At 44.2% G+C, this 16,951-nt stretch carries 20 protein-coding genes; 8 read left to right on the top strand and 12 right to left on the bottom strand.

The annotated features are described in order from the left end of the window. Positions 1–167 precede the first annotated feature (167 nt). The 3 genes from BN1546_RS19200 to BN1546_RS19190 are packed head-to-tail and all read left to right on the top strand — an operon-like array spanning position 168 to position 2,602. Entirely contained in the window at positions 168–1,253 is a 1,086-nt protein-coding gene (locus BN1546_RS19200) for a WXG100 family type VII secretion target (protein ID WP_025679278.1), read from the top strand. 34 nt (positions 1,254–1,287) lie between these two features. Continuing rightward, a complete protein-coding gene (locus BN1546_RS19195; RefSeq protein WP_090738601.1) occupies positions 1,288–2,124 on the top strand; it encodes a hypothetical protein in 837 nt (278 codons plus the stop codon). Further along, positions 2,117–2,602, top strand: coding sequence for a DUF5381 family protein (locus BN1546_RS19190; RefSeq protein WP_090738600.1), 486 nt, complete (start codon positions 2,117–2,119; stop codon positions 2,600–2,602). Before BN1546_RS19195 ends, BN1546_RS19190 begins: the two co-directional genes overlap by 8 nt. Before the next feature lie 193 nt (positions 2,603–2,795). On the opposite strand, the gene BN1546_RS19180 is transcribed toward BN1546_RS19190, so the two are convergent. Both BN1546_RS19180 and BN1546_RS19175 read right to left on the bottom strand, forming a co-directional pair. After that, positions 2,796–3,971 carry an aminotransferase class I/II-fold pyridoxal phosphate-dependent enzyme gene (locus BN1546_RS19180; protein ID WP_090738599.1) on the bottom strand — a complete coding sequence of 392 codons (1,176 nt, stop codon included), beginning with the start codon at positions 3,969–3,971 and terminating at the stop codon, positions 2,796–2,798. Positions 3,972–4,037: 66 nt separating this feature from the next. Continuing rightward, complete coding sequence (locus BN1546_RS19175; RefSeq protein ID WP_013372404.1) at positions 4,038–4,877, bottom strand: MetQ/NlpA family ABC transporter substrate-binding protein; 840 nt, start codon at positions 4,875–4,877, stop codon at positions 4,038–4,040. A gap of 284 nt (positions 4,878–5,161) precedes the next feature. Between BN1546_RS19175 and BN1546_RS19170 the strand changes: the two genes are divergently transcribed. Then, positions 5,162–5,719: a YdhK family protein gene (locus BN1546_RS19170; protein ID WP_090738598.1), complete on the top strand. Its 558-nt coding sequence runs from the start codon at positions 5,162–5,164 to the stop codon at positions 5,717–5,719. A gap of 114 nt (positions 5,720–5,833) precedes the next feature. Here the strand turns inward: BN1546_RS19170 and BN1546_RS19165 are convergent, their stop codons facing one another. The 4 genes from BN1546_RS19165 to BN1546_RS19150 are packed head-to-tail and all read right to left on the bottom strand — an operon-like array spanning position 5,834 to position 8,028. Next, positions 5,834–6,121, bottom strand: coding sequence for an antitoxin Xre/MbcA/ParS toxin-binding domain-containing protein (locus tag BN1546_RS19165; RefSeq protein ID WP_090738597.1), 288 nt, complete (start codon positions 6,119–6,121; stop codon positions 5,834–5,836). Continuing rightward, on the bottom strand, positions 6,093–6,620 hold the full coding sequence (locus BN1546_RS19160; protein ID WP_090739174.1) for a methylated-DNA--[protein]-cysteine S-methyltransferase: 528 nt from the start codon (positions 6,618–6,620) through the stop codon (positions 6,093–6,095). Before BN1546_RS19160 ends, BN1546_RS19165 begins: the two co-directional genes overlap by 29 nt. A gap of 23 nt (positions 6,621–6,643) precedes the next feature. Beyond that, positions 6,644–7,204 (bottom strand): bifunctional transcriptional activator/DNA repair enzyme AdaA, encoded by a 561-nt coding sequence (locus tag BN1546_RS19155; RefSeq protein WP_090738596.1) that lies wholly within the window; start codon positions 7,202–7,204, stop codon positions 6,644–6,646. A 20-nt stretch (positions 7,205–7,224) separates the two neighbouring features. Continuing rightward, positions 7,225–8,028: an isocitrate lyase/PEP mutase family protein gene (locus BN1546_RS19150; protein ID WP_013372409.1), complete on the bottom strand. Its 804-nt coding sequence runs from the start codon at positions 8,026–8,028 to the stop codon at positions 7,225–7,227. A 420-nt stretch (positions 8,029–8,448) separates the two neighbouring features. On the opposite strand from BN1546_RS19150, the gene BN1546_RS19145 reads away from it, so the two are divergent. Next, on the top strand, positions 8,449–9,450 hold the full coding sequence (locus tag BN1546_RS19145; RefSeq protein ID WP_025679287.1) for a chitosanase: 1,002 nt from the start codon (positions 8,449–8,451) through the stop codon (positions 9,448–9,450). A gap of 210 nt (positions 9,451–9,660) precedes the next feature. On the opposite strand, the gene BN1546_RS19140 is transcribed toward BN1546_RS19145, so the two are convergent. After that, the gene (locus tag BN1546_RS19140) at positions 9,661–10,032 is read right to left on the bottom strand and encodes a hypothetical protein (protein ID WP_025679288.1); all 372 of its coding nucleotides are present in this window, start codon (positions 10,030–10,032) and stop codon (positions 9,661–9,663) included. Positions 10,033–10,215: 183 nt separating this feature from the next. On the opposite strand from BN1546_RS19140, the gene BN1546_RS19135 reads away from it, so the two are divergent. Further along, positions 10,216–10,395 (top strand): hypothetical protein, encoded by a 180-nt coding sequence (locus tag BN1546_RS19135; RefSeq protein WP_013311365.1) that lies wholly within the window; start codon positions 10,216–10,218, stop codon positions 10,393–10,395. 90 nt (positions 10,396–10,485) lie between these two features. Then, a complete protein-coding gene (locus BN1546_RS19130; RefSeq protein ID WP_090738595.1) occupies positions 10,486–11,175 on the top strand; it encodes an acetyltransferase in 690 nt (229 codons plus the stop codon). Here BN1546_RS19130 and BN1546_RS19125 read toward each other — a convergent pair. From BN1546_RS19125 to BN1546_RS19115, 3 genes are all read right to left on the bottom strand, one after another. After that, positions 11,131–12,303, bottom strand: coding sequence for an MFS transporter (locus BN1546_RS19125; protein ID WP_090738594.1), 1,173 nt, complete (start codon positions 12,301–12,303; stop codon positions 11,131–11,133). The genes BN1546_RS19130 and BN1546_RS19125 overlap by 45 nt on opposite strands. Positions 12,304–12,375: 72 nt before the next feature. After that, positions 12,376–12,654, bottom strand: a complete 279-nt coding sequence (locus BN1546_RS19120; protein ID WP_013311367.1) for an ArsR/SmtB family transcription factor — start codon at positions 12,652–12,654, stop codon at positions 12,376–12,378. A 228-nt stretch (positions 12,655–12,882) separates the two neighbouring features. Further along, positions 12,883–13,620, bottom strand: coding sequence for an SDR family oxidoreductase (locus BN1546_RS19115; RefSeq protein WP_090738593.1), 738 nt, complete (start codon positions 13,618–13,620; stop codon positions 12,883–12,885). 349 nt (positions 13,621–13,969) lie between these two features. Between BN1546_RS19115 and BN1546_RS19110 the strand changes: the two genes are divergently transcribed. Beyond that, entirely contained in the window at positions 13,970–14,899 is a 930-nt protein-coding gene (locus BN1546_RS19110; RefSeq protein ID WP_090738592.1) for an AraC family transcriptional regulator, read from the top strand. 97 nt (positions 14,900–14,996) lie between these two features. Here BN1546_RS19110 and BN1546_RS19105 read toward each other — a convergent pair whose 3' ends face one another. After that, positions 14,997–15,632, bottom strand: a complete 636-nt coding sequence (locus tag BN1546_RS19105) for a hypothetical protein (protein WP_090738591.1) — start codon at positions 15,630–15,632, stop codon at positions 14,997–14,999. An 87-nt stretch (positions 15,633–15,719) separates the two neighbouring features. Continuing rightward, on the bottom strand, positions 15,720–16,757 hold the full coding sequence (locus BN1546_RS19100; RefSeq protein ID WP_013372419.1) for a LacI family DNA-binding transcriptional regulator: 1,038 nt from the start codon (positions 16,755–16,757) through the stop codon (positions 15,720–15,722). Positions 16,758–16,951: the final 194 nt, after the last annotated feature.

The following is a 16,951-nucleotide window of genomic DNA, read 5'->3' as shown; positions in this document are numbered from 1 at the left end:
CATATAAGAACTTCGGATCATAACGACTCCTACTATTCTCCCTTATGCCCATCAATGAACTCATACAAATGACTTATTTTTCGCTCAAACCCCCTCCTTTTTTTGCTAACTCCCGCTAGAATCACTAAAATATAAAGTAATTATTTTAATCATCCGAGGTGGACATCATGGCTAAAATTATGGTTCCTCCTGAGAAACTAGAGGCGGTTTCCAGGCAGTTCGCGCAGGCACGTGAGCTGGGGGCACAAATTTGCGGACAACTGTCACAGCATATTCAAATGCTAGAGAATAGCTGGGCAGGAACGACACAGCAGCGCTTTTATCAGGATTTTCACAAAGCACGTGGACAAATGGACGCTTTTACTCAAACCGTCGGTTCTGTCAGCACAGAGCTGCGTTCGATTGCAGTAAAATTCAAGGAAATAGATACCCAAGCAGACACAGGGATTAACCAAGGAGATCAAAGCGGACAGATTAAGAGCAGTGAAGGAGCAACTTCCGGAAAAAAAGGAAACGATCCCGCAGATATAGCCATTAACAGCCTGTCAGAGGCCAATAAATGGCGAGGGCAACTGGGCTTTGCTGGAACAGCGATCTATAGCGGTCTGGCTTCCACACTTGTGCTCACCAAAACAGTAGAATTCAAGAAAAGTCTGAAAAATCCCACTCGAGCGGTTATACATAATGCGGCATGGGTGAAAGGCAAAGGTAACAATGCTTTTATGCGTAATTTGGGCAAAAGCATAAACCGCCAGTTCGCTAAACCAGGTATTGTGATGAAGGGCTTGAAAGGTTTCGATCGTTTAGCTGGAAAGCTGCAAATGGGTAAGCTCGGCCTTGGGTTTAACAAAGCCAACAGCTTTCCTCAGTGGACGCGCAACGTCATCGCCGGGGTGGAAAAAGGACGCTACGGCATAGCAACACGCCAAATTCCCGGCATGATCGCCAAAAAGCTATATCCAATTAATGCCACCATGAATATTGTGGGCGAAGGCATCAGTCTGGCTGGAAAATGGAAAAGCGGGAAGCTTACCGGAACGGATGTGGCTGTATCTGCTTCTAACGTAGCGATTAAAACCGCCGCAACTTATGGCGGAGCTGTCGTTTTGGGGTCCATAGGCGGTGCTATCGGCGGTCCGGTTGGTGCAGCCGTCGGTGCATACGTCGGCGGTACAGTGGGGAGCTGGGCAGGTGGAAAAGTCGCCAAATTCGCCGAAAAAGGGATACGCTGGGCCAGCAAACTATTTAAATAAACATACACTTAACAGATGGAGAAGGAGCCTGACTATGGACAAACAAACAGTAATTTTAACGCTTGAGGAACTAGGCTTTGCCTTGACCGCGCTGGGTGCAGAGGATATGGCTTCGGGTCTGCTCCAATCCTATTACGGGGAACTAACCGAAGATCGCTGGGAACTGCTTTTTCATGCTGCAACACATAGCCTGGTATCCAAAGGCTTGTTGGAACAGCAGGATGACGGGCAACAGCAGCTTAAATTTGATGCGTTCATTGTTGAAATGCTAGCTCATCTGGTACAAAGCCGCCAAATGCTGCGTGGATACAAGGAGCAGCAGGACAAGCAAAATACATTAACGATACACCATGGAAACGAACGTTTTCTGTATCACTTTTCCAGCCACAATGAACTCCATTTCTTTCGCTGGTCTTCTCCAGAAGACTGGCATCACGATATTGATCAATTGTTCGGCCTGTCGGCTCCCAGCTTCAATGGTCACAGCCGATACGTCGATCTGACAGAAGAACAGTGGAATGAGTTGACCTCATCCAACTTCACGATGCAGCAAATGGCAACGTGGAAACTTCAAGAGTTGGATCAACAAATGATACAAGACTGGCGAGAGGATTTTAATCGTAATCACTGCAGCCTGGATAATTTGAGCCAGATGGTATACACGGACACGGATGAAGAGGGTCCTTCCGTTACGAATCTGCTATTTGTTCTTAAAGGAACGAATGATGTGTGGGTTGTAAGAAATACAGAACTGGATATGCAGGCCACCCCATGCCTGCGAATTGAAAGTGTGACCGAATCAGACTGGAGAGAACGGATCACTCATTTCATTCAGGCGTTTGTACCCGACGAGGCGGTATTCCGTGGATAAAATTGTATATCGCAGATCTTTGGCATTTTGGAAAGCCCTGGGCAGCTTGATGTTTGTGCTGATTTGTCTGTTTTTGCTGTTGCTCATTTTTATCGACGAAGATATCTCTGCTCTGCAAATCTTCTTCTTTATTACGTCCGCCATTATTGGAATTCCTTTTTTCGGTAGTTATTTGGTGGTCTGTTTGAGCAGAACGCTTCGTAAGGAAGCCTTCCTGTTCATCTTTGACGAACACAGTATTTCCGATGGTATTCGAACTGTCCCGTGGTCTGCAATCACTAAAGTCGAATTCGAGGGGGCCTCCATCCGTAAATGGCTGCGCCCTCGCTTCCCCGCCTTTATTTTTTATCTGAATGACCGCAGCACCTGGGAAGTCAGCACCGATTATGTGTTGAATGATATGGAATTGAATCAAGCCGGGAAACAACTTCGAACTCTCATTAACCAGTATGGCAAGCCAAAGAAAATACGTTCCTGAACATTGCATGGACGCAGCACAATAACTTCCTTGCCTTGAAGATGACCCGTATAAAAAATCCCGTTCGCAATCTGGGTCATCTTTATCCCTTCGATTTGCGCTCTCAAACCTGCTATTTCTTCTTCCATGGCTCCGATATGGCTATACTCAAAGTTCGTTTCTCGATCCCTCCATGAATTTCTTTTATTCCAGCTTAAGCTTGAAAAACACCCGTTGCTGCGATGCGCTGTACCGCCTCCAGCAGTCTTTCTTCACTATTCACCAGACTGACCCTCACATGAGAAGCTCCTGCACGACCAAAGCCTTCTCCAGGGGCAACCGCAACATGCGCCTCATCCAATAAAAAGTTTGCAAAGGAAGCCGATGTATACCCCTCCGGCACCTTGAACCAGGCAAAAAAGGACCCTTGGGGAGCAGCTACATCCCAGCCAATATTTCGTAACGCTACAATGAGAACATCACGTCGCCGCTCATATAACGCCGCGAGTTCCCGTACTGGCTCCTGGGTGCCCAGCAATGCGACAGCTCCTGCATCCTGTACCGCACCAAAAACAGTGCTGTAGGCATGCGTATGATAATGCTTGAGTGCACCAATGACGGACGCATTTCCAACCGCAAAGCCGAAGCGCCATCCAGCCATGTTATACGTTTTGGAAGCTGTATACGTCTCGACACCATACTCCTTGCCACCAGGGACTTGCAATAGACTAATCGGCTTATGTCCACCAAAGCCAAGAGCACCGTAAGCAAAATCATTCATAACCGGAAACTGGTACCGAGCAGCATAATCCAGTGTCTTCGTCAGAAAATCTACAGTAGCTACGGCTCCTGTCGGATTGTTCGGATAATTAATCATGAGCAGTTTGACCTGCTCTGCGATTTCTTCCGGCACGGTTGCATAATCAGGCAAAAATCCATGCTTCTCATCCAGTGGAATCGTATGAATATGGGCTCTTGCCAGCGCAGCAGCGGAATAATATTGGGGATATGCCGGATCGGTGGTCAATAACCAATCACTAGGATTCAGCAACGCCTGTGGAATCCCCATTACACCTATGGCAGAGCCGTTGAATACGGCAACTTCCCGTTCAGGGTCCAGCTCCACCTGATACTCCCGTTTATAGAACGCAGCGACTGCCTCCAGCGTACTTTTTTTTCCATGAAAAGGCGGGTAGCCCTGATTGATCGGTTGATCGACCGCATCCTTCAAAGCGTCGATGATATGCGGCGGTGTTGGCTGATCCGGGTTCCCGGCTGCCAAATTAATTGCATCTATTCCTTTGCTTTTATACAGATTCACTTTGTCATCGATTGCGCTAAAATAGTTGTCAGGCAGAGCCTTGACGAGATCAGAGGATGAAAAAATCACGTTTATCTCCACCTTCTATCCATAAGATATAGACTGAGAATGTCAGCCCGCCAGGATCATACCCATTTATTTAAAATAGCTTGGCAGCTTGTAGCCTTCATACGCAGGATTCGATTTGATGTACTGTTGGAATTCATCTGAATGATATCCCTCAATAATGTCTTTGACAAATGGCTTGTCCTTATTCTTGCTGTCCACAGCCACCACGTTCGTGAACGGGTCTGTCATATTTTCAAGCTTTAATGCCGAGGTCAACTTCATTCCATTCGATACAGCAAAGTTCCCTTGTATAGCCGCAAAATCAACATCCTCCAGTACACGTGGCCCCTGTGCCGGGTCGGTAGCAACAAATTGCAGATGATGTGGATTAGAGGTGATGTCATTCACCGAGGTTTGCAATGGATCGATATTGTCCTTTAACGTAATCCAACCTACTTCCTTCAAAATGTTCAGCGCGCGCAGCATATTAACTGGCTCGTTGGGCAGGTTGATTTGGGCGCCAGCGCTAATTTCGTCAAGGCTGGTATGCTTGCTGGAGTACAATCCCATTGGAGGAGTCGGGACCTGCACAGCACCAACCAGATCAATATTCTCCCGCTTATTCATAGAATCCAGATAGAGCGAATGCTGGAACACATTGGCATCAATATCACCATTAGCCACGGCTACATTGGGCTGAACCCCGTCTGTAAACTCTTTATATGTAATCTTATACCCCTTCTTCTCCAAATATGGAGCCACACCATTCTTAAACTGATCGCTATATGGGCCGGGATTAAAGCTGATATGCAGTGTTTTCTTTTCTTCACCAGCAGCGCCGCCCGATGTATTCTTGCTGCCACAGCCTGAAATAAAAAGCACGACTACTCCCAGTAGCAATATAAATGAAATCCATTGTTTCTTCATTTTGATGTCTCCCCCTGCTCCTTGATATGATCTACGTTTAGTGAGTTAAAATGTTTACAGCTTTTTAAAACATAGTAATTTGATATGTTTTGTAGATATTACAATGATTTTTTATTCACTGTCAACAATATTTAGTTACGCATCTTCCGCATAACTCAAAAGGATCACATCAGGCGCTCCGCTTGAAGGCAAAACACTTCACAAGTTTGTAATATAATTCTGTTTCAATTATACCCCCATGGGGTATAATTGAATATGTAAATACAATCCTAAAGGAGCTAAATATGAAAAAACAATGGGCTTTGCTTGCTGGTACAATCATGATTATTTTGAGTGGGTGCGGGAACAGTAACACGCCAGATCAGGAGCATACGACAAACAGCAATCAACAGCACGACACATCAGATATGAACCATTCCACTTCCAGTGAGCTTCCTGCCGGGCTAAAAGAAGCTGAACATCCAGCCTTCAAAATTGGCAGTCAAGCGACCATGCAAGCCGATCATATGGCAGGCATGAAGGGCGCTACGGCCACGATTGTGGGTGCTTATACGACTACTGCTTATACAGTCTCCTATACTCCAACGACTGGAGGAGAAAAAGTGACTAATCATAAGTGGGTTATTCATGAAGAGATTAAGGATGCAGGCAGCGAGCCCTATGAACCGGGAACGGAAGTTATCCTGACGGCAGATCATATGAAGGGGATGGATGGGGCTAAGGCTACCATAGATTCCGCCGTGCCAACGACCGTATATATGGTAGATTATACGCCGACTACAGGAGGAGAGCCTGTCAAAAATCATAAATGGGTGACGGAGAGTGAGCTTTCAGCCAATTAGAACTCTTTTATCACAGGTTGCTTGTGATCGCCAGAGGGAGCACGGCAACGGCTCCCTTTGTATAGCTTGATTGGGGTTTGGACGTGTTCATATGTATCTCCTTGTGTCAGTTGTTTAACGCGGCATACGCAGAATGGCTGCCTTCAGTGCTTTGGTCCCTTCTTCGCCTTTTAAATAATCCGACGGTGTTTCGTGACCAAGTGCGGGAACCTTTCGATCCATCCAAGTCAGCAAATATTCGCCCATGTCAGGCAGCAGCACAATCTGAATCTCCTTTGGAATTTCACTCTTGGCCACCTTTGCTCTTACCGCTGGATCTACCTGATCATATTGCTCCTGATAGATTTGAACCATGTTGGCCCAGCTTTCCGGCTTAAACTCTTTCAAATATATCTCTCTCATCCATGAGCCCTCCTTTTGATCCCAGACAACGCTTCTCATGCTGAAGAAGCCATTCTTTTCTCCATAGGCCCCCTGCATAGCCAGTTAGTTTCTGATTCGATCCGATAATTCGGTGACATGGAATCACAATGCTCAGCTTATTTTTGCCATTCGCACTGCCAACAGCTCGGATTGCTTTTTCATTTCCAATAGCAAGAGCAATATCTTTATAAGCTGTCGTTCTACCGTAACCTACGGTCACCAGCGCATTCCATACTTTTTGCTGGAAGTCTGTACCTTCAAAAGCATAAGGAAACGAAAATTTAAAGCGCTCACCTTTAAAATACTCGTCAAGCTGGCTGGCGCATTCCTCTAATACTTGGACTGGAGCCTCTTCTGTAAGCCTCGTTAAGGGCTCATTCCGATTAGAGAACATAATAGAATAGACAGCCTCTTTGGTGCCCTGTATCTCTATCTCTCCAATCGGCGATACATAATTCGATACGGATAGCTTGCTCATAAAAAGATAACCACCTTCCATTCCTAATCTTTATGTAACTTCCTATACTCACTAGGAGAACATTGGTTCAAGCTGCGAAACGACTTATAGAAATTTGAGGGACTTTGGAAGCCTGTCTCATAGCAAATTTCAAGATTCGTAAGATCTGTATTTTTAAGAAGATAGGCTGCCTTATCTACTCTTATTTTTTCCAAATACGTACGCGGGGTTTCGGAGGTTTCCTGTTTAAAAATCCGATCCAAATAAAAAGGGCTTATTCCAACATAGTCCGCAATATCCTGCAATACTAATTTTTCTTTATAATGATTGATTAAAAAAGCAACCACATTCTGGACAAGCCTGATATACGGTGAATGATCTGTATGAGGCTGGCATCTTTTGCAAGCGCGAAAACCTGCTTTTTCCACGGTGTCCACATCAAAGTAAAACTCGACATTGATTTTTTTCGGTTTTCGGGATCGACAGGAAGGTCGGCAATATATACGGGTTGTTTTCACAGCGGTAAAAAACACCCCGTCATATTTACGATCACATGCTATAATTTTGTCCCACATTTCTTCAAAAGAAAGACTAAGGTTAGCCATGATCGAAGATTCCGTCCCTTCTATAGTTCATACTCATCTAGTTCAGGATTTGCAAAATCATCATATAAATGTGACGTATCTCGAAGGTTGATCAACTGTTCCGCATTCTTTTGCAAAGCAACTATTATCTTATCAGAAAACGCATTTCCAAAGCTAAACCTTTTGACTCCTAACTGCTGAAGCTGGCGGACATTCGTCAGACCTGGCAAGGATAAAACATTAAGCGGAGCATGTATATGATATACAACTTTTCTGATCTCTTCATCATTCTTTAACCCTGGCACAAAAATGCCGTTCGCACCACTTTCCACATACGCTTTGGCCCTTTCTATGGTCTCCGAAAGTGGAGCTTCTATCTGCAAAAATGTATCCGTTCTTGCGTTTATAAAAAAATCTTTAAACCCATGAACATCCAAGGCAGCTCTTATTTTGGACAGCAGGTTACTGTGCGCCCTCACTTCTCGAAGCCCCTTTTGCTGTTTTAATGAATCCTCAATATTAATCCCTGCCACTCCGACATCGGCTGTCCTTAATACATGCTCAACAATCGTTGCTACATCCTTCCCATATCCTGCCTCAATATCTGCCGACACTGGAATCTGAACATGCTCTGCAATCGTCCGAATGATGCTTACATGCTGTTCAAAATCAATAAGCTCTCCATCTGAAAACCCAAGCGTATTGGCAATTCCCCAACTTGTCGTACCTATCGCCTTAAAGCCTGCTTTTTCCAGAGCCAGGGCAGATAGCAAATCCCAGGCGTTCCCTAGAAATAAAATTTCCTCTGATGTATGCAAATCGTTAAATTCTTGTATTTTGTTCAATTTATAACCTCCTGTTAGGTGATGTATCTCATTCTATCAAGAGGCTGTATTGGTTTTCGTCCTCATTCTTGCTTTTATGGTCTGTGTTAATCTAATTACTTGAATTCAAACGAGCTGTTAAAGTGTTCCTTCTGTTTTCCATACACTCTACGAATCTAATTTTGAATTAAAAAACAGAAGATTTAGGCCAATGTATCCAGTTACAATTCACAAAACTGGAATAAAAATGGTTATTCGAGCACTGTTCAATCATATGTTTCTTATCTATAATCTTGCTAAATTAATTCGAGTTAGATGCTAATCTACGTAAGCTTTAAAAGTGTATTTGGTGTTGCTACTTACTACTGACACAGCATCACTTTTTTTATATGTAACATTTCTTTTAGCCTTTCACAATTACATTATTAGAGGAGGAGTTATATGTTTAAAATCAGGAGTAAACTCATTTCCCATAAAACGAAGTTTTTTATGATATTGCTAAGCTTTTCTGTAATCGCTTCATTCTCTAGCTTGTACGGCCCCTTACCCGCCAAGGCTCTTGCTGAAGAAAACGGAACTCCAGTACAAGAAACAAATGAATCAAATATACAGCAAATCCCCCTCACCAGCGAGGAGACTACTAGCCAAACAGCGGTTACAGCTATTGATCATGATGCTAATTTCTCACCTTCAACACTTCAGTTTCTGAAGGATAATACAGGACTCGACGGTGAGCAATGGGATAATATTATGAAGCTAGTGAACAAGCCAGAGCAGGATTCTTTGAAATGGACTGAATTCTATGGCTATGCCGAAGATATTGGCGATGATCGTGGATATACCATTGGTATTTTTGGAGCAACAACAGGCGGTTCCAATGATACGGGACCAGACGGTCCGGCCTTATTCAAAGCTTTTGATGCTGCTAGTGGAGCTAGCAATCCTTCCATTGCAGGTGGATTAGCCCGTGCTGGACTGAAGGGGAAAATGAGTGGCTCGATTTTAAAACTCAGCGATAGCGATAGTGTAATCAAAAAGAAGATCAAAGCTCTCCAAAATAATGAAGCTTGGAGAGAAGCCATGTGGCGTACGTTCTATGACACCTATATCGAATATAGTGTGCAGCAAGCCCGGAAGCGCGGATTTAATACTGCTCTGACGATTGGATCATTTGTCGACACTGCACTCAATCAAGGTGCTACGGGTGATGACGGTAGTCTTGAAGGAGTCCTCTCACGATCTGGCAATAGCACGAATGAAAAGACATTCATGACTAACTTCTATGCTAAGCGTACATTGGTTGTCGATACCAACGATTATAACCAACCTCCTAATGGTAAGAATCGGGTGAAACAATGGAGTTCTCTTTTAGCTTCTGGCGAAACAGATCTTAAGAACGCAGATGCAGCCATAATCAAAGTAACTAATTGGGAAATGAAGTAAATAACCATATACGTAATAAGGAGAGCATATCGTATGCCCTCCTTATTTTATTTTCATGAAAATAACATTCCATTCATTCTTCCATACAGTTCTTCTCATCGTTCTATTATGTAGGCATTGTGTACAAATAGAAAAACTGCTCCAGAAGCCCGAAAGTTGCAAGCTCCTGAAGTAGTCTTGTAAAATGTTTATTGTGTCGAATGGAGTCCGTTAGATGATCCGATAGCCAGCTGGCAGTCTGCCAGTACTGCGGATATTACGGATTTGCTGCAACGTCAAACGTTGATTGGTAGAGATAATAGATTCCACATCATTCCCGCGAATCAGATCATCCAGGTCGGCAATGTTGCGATTGCCTCTAAACACACGGAAGTTACCTCTAAACCGCGTGCCAGTAAAGAGTACAAGTGTAGCATTGCTGCTGGTAGAAAAGAAACGCAGACTTTCGATGCCGTCGAGAATATTATCGGTATTACGAATGCCTAGGTTTCCTCTGAATACTCTCCTGGAACCCCGAAAATTTTCTTCGTTGTAAACTGTAAGACGTGGATACGTTTGAGATACATATGCTTTGTTGTCCATATTGTAATTCCTCCTTTCAACTTTATCTTATGCTTCACCATCCGATTGGCGCGGGCCTCGCAGCATCCATCTAAAAATGGTTATGTGATTGAATAGAGCAGACGCAGACTTGAAAAAGGAACATACGTTCTGTATAATCTAGCTTAGCAATTTGGAAAATCCTGAACTAACGGAGATGTAGACATGGACGATAAATTTATTGAGGAACTACGTGAAATTAGCAGGAACGACAAGCGAAGATCCGAATTTCTCATTAAGGGTATGAAAGAAACGCTTCAGGAAAGAAAAGAAAAAAACTTTATCGAAAGATGGATTTGGCGACAAAAGAATAAGAAACTTATAGCGCGGAAGTTTAAGTCCTAGTAGATATAACAACAGTACTTCGTAGCAGTTTAATTTTCATAGCATATACAAGTACATTAGATCAAACCTCATTTTTAGGGAGGCAAATCCATGATTGAGCAGCTAGTCCCATACGACGATCTATTAAATCACAATCCATTTTTAGCTGATGAGGTTCGATATAATCTGCTTCATCGAATATGTGAGTCAGAAGAATCAACATGCCTTAAAACGTCTGATGGAAATATGATTTTCGCTCAATCACCCGGACATAAGGCTTGGCTATGGATTTCACAGCAAATCATCGGCAACCATCAGTTGACCTATATCGAAGAACTCTTACATTATATAGAAGGAATCAACCTATCAGGTGTCTGTGGTGATATCGAAACTGCCGAGAAGTTCGCAATTGCTTACGCCGAGCGGCATACTGCTCAGGTACATACACACATGGTCATGGAATCTTATTTCTGTCCTGAATACAAAAAACCTTCAGGCGTTGGGGGAATTCTGCGACAAGCCATTTCAAAGGACGTACAGTTAGTTGCCCAGTTTCTAGCTGGCTTTGCAGAGGAGGCTTTAGACCATTCAGTTGATCCAGCAAGTCAGATTTCAGCTGCGGAGGTGGCAGAATTACTGATATTGCGTTTGGATAAACCCTCCTGCTGTAAGAGAGCATATGATTGCTCATTCAAAATAAACAAGCCCAGCGATGCCATCTATCGCTGGGCTCATCCTTCAATTATCTATAATTCTTTATTCTATCACACCCAATTCCGTGTGAACCGAAGATCTTCGTGAAAGTAAATATACAGCTACCATGGCGATGGCGACACCAGCTGCTCCAAACCAAGTGATAGAAGCCAGCGAAACCTGGCTAACAGCCACACCACCAATACCAGCTCCGGCTGCCATAGCAAGCTGCATCATAGACTGATTGAGACTCAGCATCACACCAGAAGATTCCGGTACGAGAGTGACCAAGTTATATTGTTGAGTAGGTCCGGTTGTCCAGGCTGCGAACGACCACAGCATCAGTAAGACAAATAATACACCTAGAGAATGAGCGGCGACAGGAAGTAAAAGCAAGGAAAAGACATGCAACACCATGCCCCCGAATAATGTAAAGGAAATACCCTTTTTATCTGCGCTGTATCCACCGATTTTCGACCCGATCAGGCTGGCAATCCCGAAGGCAAGTAATACTGAGCTTAGCATATTATCCCCTACACCTGATACATTCAGCAAGTACGGTGAAATGTAAGTATACGCGAGGGAATATCCCCCTCCCCAAAAGAAGGTAATCGCCAATCCCAAAGCAACTTCAGGCTTTTTCAGAAGAGCAAACTGCTGTAGTAAGGGAATCGGTTGATCTCCTTTTAAGCGAGGGATTGTCATAGCGATAACGATCAAAGCAATAATCCCTGTCAAAGCGATGCCGAGAAATACGGTTTTCCAGCCATATGCAGAAGATATCATTCTCCCAAGCGGCACCCCGATAATCAGCGAGGCTGTAAAACCCATAGTGACCGTAGCAATAGAACTAGCCTGCTTGCCAGCTGGGGCAATTTTCGCAGCAATGCTCAATGCTGTAACCACAACCATCCCTGCCCCGAGGGCCATAAGAATACGTGCAGCGATAAACATTCCAAAACCCGGCAAAACAAAGGAGAGGACATTGGCTACGGCAAATAATCCGAGGGAACTCAAGAGCAGCTTGCGTCTGTCCCATTTAGCAGTTACTGCCATCAGAAACGGCGTGCCAATCGCGTAAGCAAGAGAAAAGACTGTAATCAGCTGGCCCGCTGCGGACACCGTAACCCCCATGGTTGTCGCAATCTGATCCAAAATGCCTGAGATAATATATTCGGATGTACCTACCAAAAAACTAATAATTGCCAAAATATACACTTTCCACGTGCTCTGCATTTTGTAAATAACGCCTCTTTCCTTTTTGTATTTTTATATTTTTACAAATATCGAAATTAAGACTAAAAAAAATTATGTGATCAGGAACGGGGCATATTTCTGTGCTGCTTCCACATCCAAACTGTAATAAATAAACGTCCCCTCTTTACGGTATGTGAGCAGCCCCGACTCTGCCATTTGCTTCAGATGGTGCGATAGCGTTGAAATAGCTACACTGTTCAGCTTCTCGCCCAGCACAGAGCAGCATTGGTCACTTTCCTCTTTTAACAGAAGTGCTATCTTGAGACGAGTCGGTTCTCCAAGTGCTTTATATATTTTTACAGCTTGCTGCATCTCTGTTGTATCTTTCACCCTGTTCGTCTCCCTTCAGTTCCAGCCTTAATTTCGATGTTTGTCGAAATTAAGTTAACACAAACTTTGGTAAAAGTAAACCCGTTATGGTAAAGTCACATCTTTTTTGAACTCTATAGTGTGAATAATGGTCTTTCTCATCTTATAATAAAATAATCCCCCATCCATAAAGATAGAGGACCAAACAATCTAAATGCAAAGATGAACTACGGATTTCATTTCATGGTGTTAATTCGGACTTGCCGTGGGTCTGACAATGATTTCATTCACATCTACATCTGTAGGCTGCTCCATGGCATACACAATGGAACGAGCAATGGCATCCGGCGAAATTGAAATACGGCGGTATTCTTTCATTCCCTGCCGGGCCTCTTCATCAGAAATACTGTCGGCAAGCTCGGATTCAGTTACTCCCGGTGATACCAGTGTTACACGAATATTTCCTCCAACCTCCATACGCAATCCTTCGGAAATGGCCCGAACTGCATACTTCGTTGCGCAGTATACTGCTGCAGTCGGAGTTACACTATACGCGCCAATAGAGGCAATATTGATAAACTGACCAAATCCTTGCTTTTTCATAATGGGAAGCCCTGCCGCGATCCCATGCAGAACGCCTCGTATATTAACATCAATCATGCGGTCCCATTCTTCTACCTTCAGGGCTTCCAATTTTGAAAGAGGCATCACTCCCGCATTGTTCACAATGACATCCACACGTCCAAATCGTTTTTCAGTATACTTAATGAACGCTTCCATCTGCTCCCTTTGGGTCACATCCAGTTGCAGATAATCAGCGTATCCCCCTTTTGAACGAATTTCAGAGGTAAGAACCTCCAATCGTTCTGTGCGTCTGGCCCCTAATACCACATGAGCCCCATGTTGAGCAAGTAAACGAGCAGTAGCTTCACCGATCCCACTGCTTGCCCCTGTAATAGCTGCGACTTTCCCTTTAATATTTAACATGCTTGCTCCTCCTTTAGTTTAAAATGTTACTGAAAAACGATAAGTTACCCACATCCCTATATAGGATACTGAGAAGCGTGTACACTTTTTTCCGCTTTGTTGCTCTCCATGACTATTTCACTCCTTTGCACTTTTATTTTTTCTTAATTGCTCATTAGGTGTTGTATCTGCATCTAATTATGAGAGGAATGTCCATCGGGCTGGTAGAAGAATCAGAGCAAATTATTGCCTAATCCTCCAAATACACTTAATATGAATTCAAATCGATATCGAAAAAAAAGCGCATCTTAAAGTGAATTGTCCACTGAAGAGTGAAGATTAGCTACGTTGTGAAAAAGGGAGGGTCCTAGTGAAAGCAACCGAAATTGAGAGTTCTACTACGGAAAAGCAAGCCGAATTGCCCAGTCTCATAGAACAATTTACAAGTCACGACGGAGTTCACGCTACAGATATCCCTTCACTTTACTTCGTCCGAAGTTCGAATACCACCGTTCCGATTTATCAGGTTCATGAACCCGCCTTATGCATTGTGGCTCAGGGGAGAAAAGTTGTGATACTCGCAGAGGAAAGTTATTATTACGGCACATCCGACTACCTTGTGGTTTCGGTGGATTTACCCATTTCCGGGCAGGTCATACAAGCATCAACTGATGCTCCTTATTTGTGTCTTCGACTCAATTTTGATCCACATCAGGTTTTGGATCTGATCAACGAACCTGCTTGCTCCGCAAACTCAAGCACTGGTTCCAGACGAGGCTTGTATGTAAGTCAAACCAACCTCCCGCTGCTGGATGCCGTGGTAAGGCTTGTGCGTCTTTTGGAAAATCCGCAGGATATTCCGGTGCTGGCTCCATTAGTCATTCGTGAGATATTGTATAGGATTTTACAGGGGAAGCAGGGGGAATCCTTAAAACAACTGGTCATGACTGGCAGCCATTCAAGCCGGATCGCAGAAGTCATAAAGCGAATTAAACAAGATTATGATAAGCCGTTGCGAATTGAGAAATTGTCCCAACTGGCTAGTATGAGTCCTTCGTCGCTACATCGTCATTTTAAAGAGGTTACGGCTATGAGCCCCATGCAATATCAAAAACAATTACGTTTGCAAGAAGCTCGTCGCCTGTTGTTATCTGAATCAGCAGATGCGGCAGATGTCGGTTTTCAGGTAGGCTACGAGAGTCCCTCTCAATTCAGTCGTGAATACGCTCGCTTGTTCGGCCTGCCTCCAATTCGTGATATCAAGCGCTTGCGTGTAGATCAGGATCACCTCCAATCATAATCGCAGGATGTAAAAACAGCACAAAAAAGCTGCCTCGGGTAGAGAAGCAGCTTTTCATTTTATATACTTCGAGGCAAAGCTCATCACTCATTCAGCATCAATAGGGATTATCCAGCTTGGCGAACAGGGCACGAATAACATCCTTCTCTGCCGTAGTAAGCTGTTGCCCAGCCTGCCATTGTTGAATCTCTTTCTTGACTTCCTTGGGGTCGCTATAGCTGAGAGCATACCCAATGCCCCCTATACCTTGTACACGGTTGGCTTTGTCCATATTTGCCAATGCTCGGGTCATCGCAGTTCTGTCTCTTGTAAACAAATCTCCCATAAGTGCATCATAGCTTTCAGTTAGCGCTCCGTCCAAGCCAGCAGTGCCCTTAATCACATTGGGGAAACTTTCCGAAGGAATCAAAGCACGCTGCTTATACAAATATTCGATAATTTCCATGCTTTGATGTTCACTGATTTCGTTCATCTTCCTCCAATCAATACCTGCCAATTGGTCCGTAATGTGACGTACCTTTACTTCATCACTGAGAGAGGAATCCTTATAAAAGGACAGCACAAGCTCCTCTTTACTTTGCTGGGCACGCTGCGTACTGACTGCGCTTTGCTTAGACACCTCATTGCTTGCTCCAGACGGCGCCGCAGGGTCAGCATGGGGAGTACACCCTATGATTACAGCCAGCAATAGTATAGTACAAGCTACAGAAACAAACACGCTACCTTTTGACACGAATCCACTCTCCTATCCACACCTTTTACACCTGCGACCGCTCATCTATTGGTATGACGGAGCAGGATTCAGATCTAGACTTATCTTCTACTCGTCACGCCCAACCGTAGGCTTACGGATCACAGAGACGCTGGATTCCCTGACGATCAAACGAGGCTCGAACTGTACACGCTCATAATCTCCCACGGTCTGGTCCTGAATTCGCTTAAGCAGCAGTTCCGCAGCCAGGCGTGCCACCTCTTCCCCCATAATAGAAACTGAGCTGATCTGTGGGGTCGTTACGGTCGCCCACAAATTGTTGTCAATACCAACCACTGCAACCTCTTGCGGTACTTTTACACCCAAATCCTTAAAGCGGTTTACGATTCCTATGGCCACCATATCATTAACTGCATAAATGGCATCCGGCATATTTTTCAAGCTGTAAAAATAATCGGCTGCCCGTAGCCCAGTCTCGAAGGAAAAGTCATCGCCAAAATACACCAGTGAAGGGTCCACATGCTGGAGAGACTGCTCGTAAGCAAAGTATCTCTCTTCGATTTTGTCCTTCGCCGCACCTGCATAAGCAATTCTCGTTCTCCCGATTTTAAGCAAATGCTCCATCACAAGTCTTCCCTCTTGCCGAGCCAAACTGACGATATCCGCCTTAACGTCTTCACCCAGCTTCTTACCATAGTTAATAATCGACACCGGAACGCTGGCTTTATTAATCAGGTCTACCAGCATTTTAGGATATGCCAGCGGCATAATGATAAGTCCGTCTACATGCAGCTTCTTAACCTCACGCACCGTTTCAAGCTCCATTCTGGCATTCCCGGCCGTATTGATCTGCACGACACGATAACCGTGCTGCTTGGCAGCCTGTTCTACAGACCAAGCAATCTCTGGAATGATCGCGTTCCGAATATCCGGTACAGCCAACGCAATTTGCCGTGTCTGCCGCACCTTTAAACTCTGAGCCGAGGTATTGGGCGTAAAGCCCATTTCTTCAATTACTTGCAAAATAAATGCTTTCGTCTTGGGGCTGATGCCCTCACTATCATTAATAGCCCTAGAGACAGTCGCAATACCGACCCCTGCCCGCTTGGCTACATCCTCTATGGTTACTTTCTTTTGCTCTGACACACCCAAAATCCTTTCACGCTCGGAATCGTTTTCTCTCTATGCACATAAACTCTCTAATATAGATATTATACCACAGAATGGGTCTCTAAAAATTGAATTCGTTTTCTTCTAGCCTCTGCTTCACTTGCAAAATTCGCAAAAATTCTTTTGTACTAAGCAATGAGTCAAATATAGCGCCATAGTCACAAGTGATT

It is taken from the genome of Paenibacillus sp. Mc5Re-14 (assembly GCF_001049835.1).
Classification (GTDB): Bacteria; Bacillota; Bacilli; order Paenibacillales; family Paenibacillaceae; genus Paenibacillus; species Paenibacillus polymyxa_C.
The sequence above is the reverse complement of the archived record's forward strand: the minus strand, read 5'-3'. Positions and strand labels throughout refer to the sequence as shown.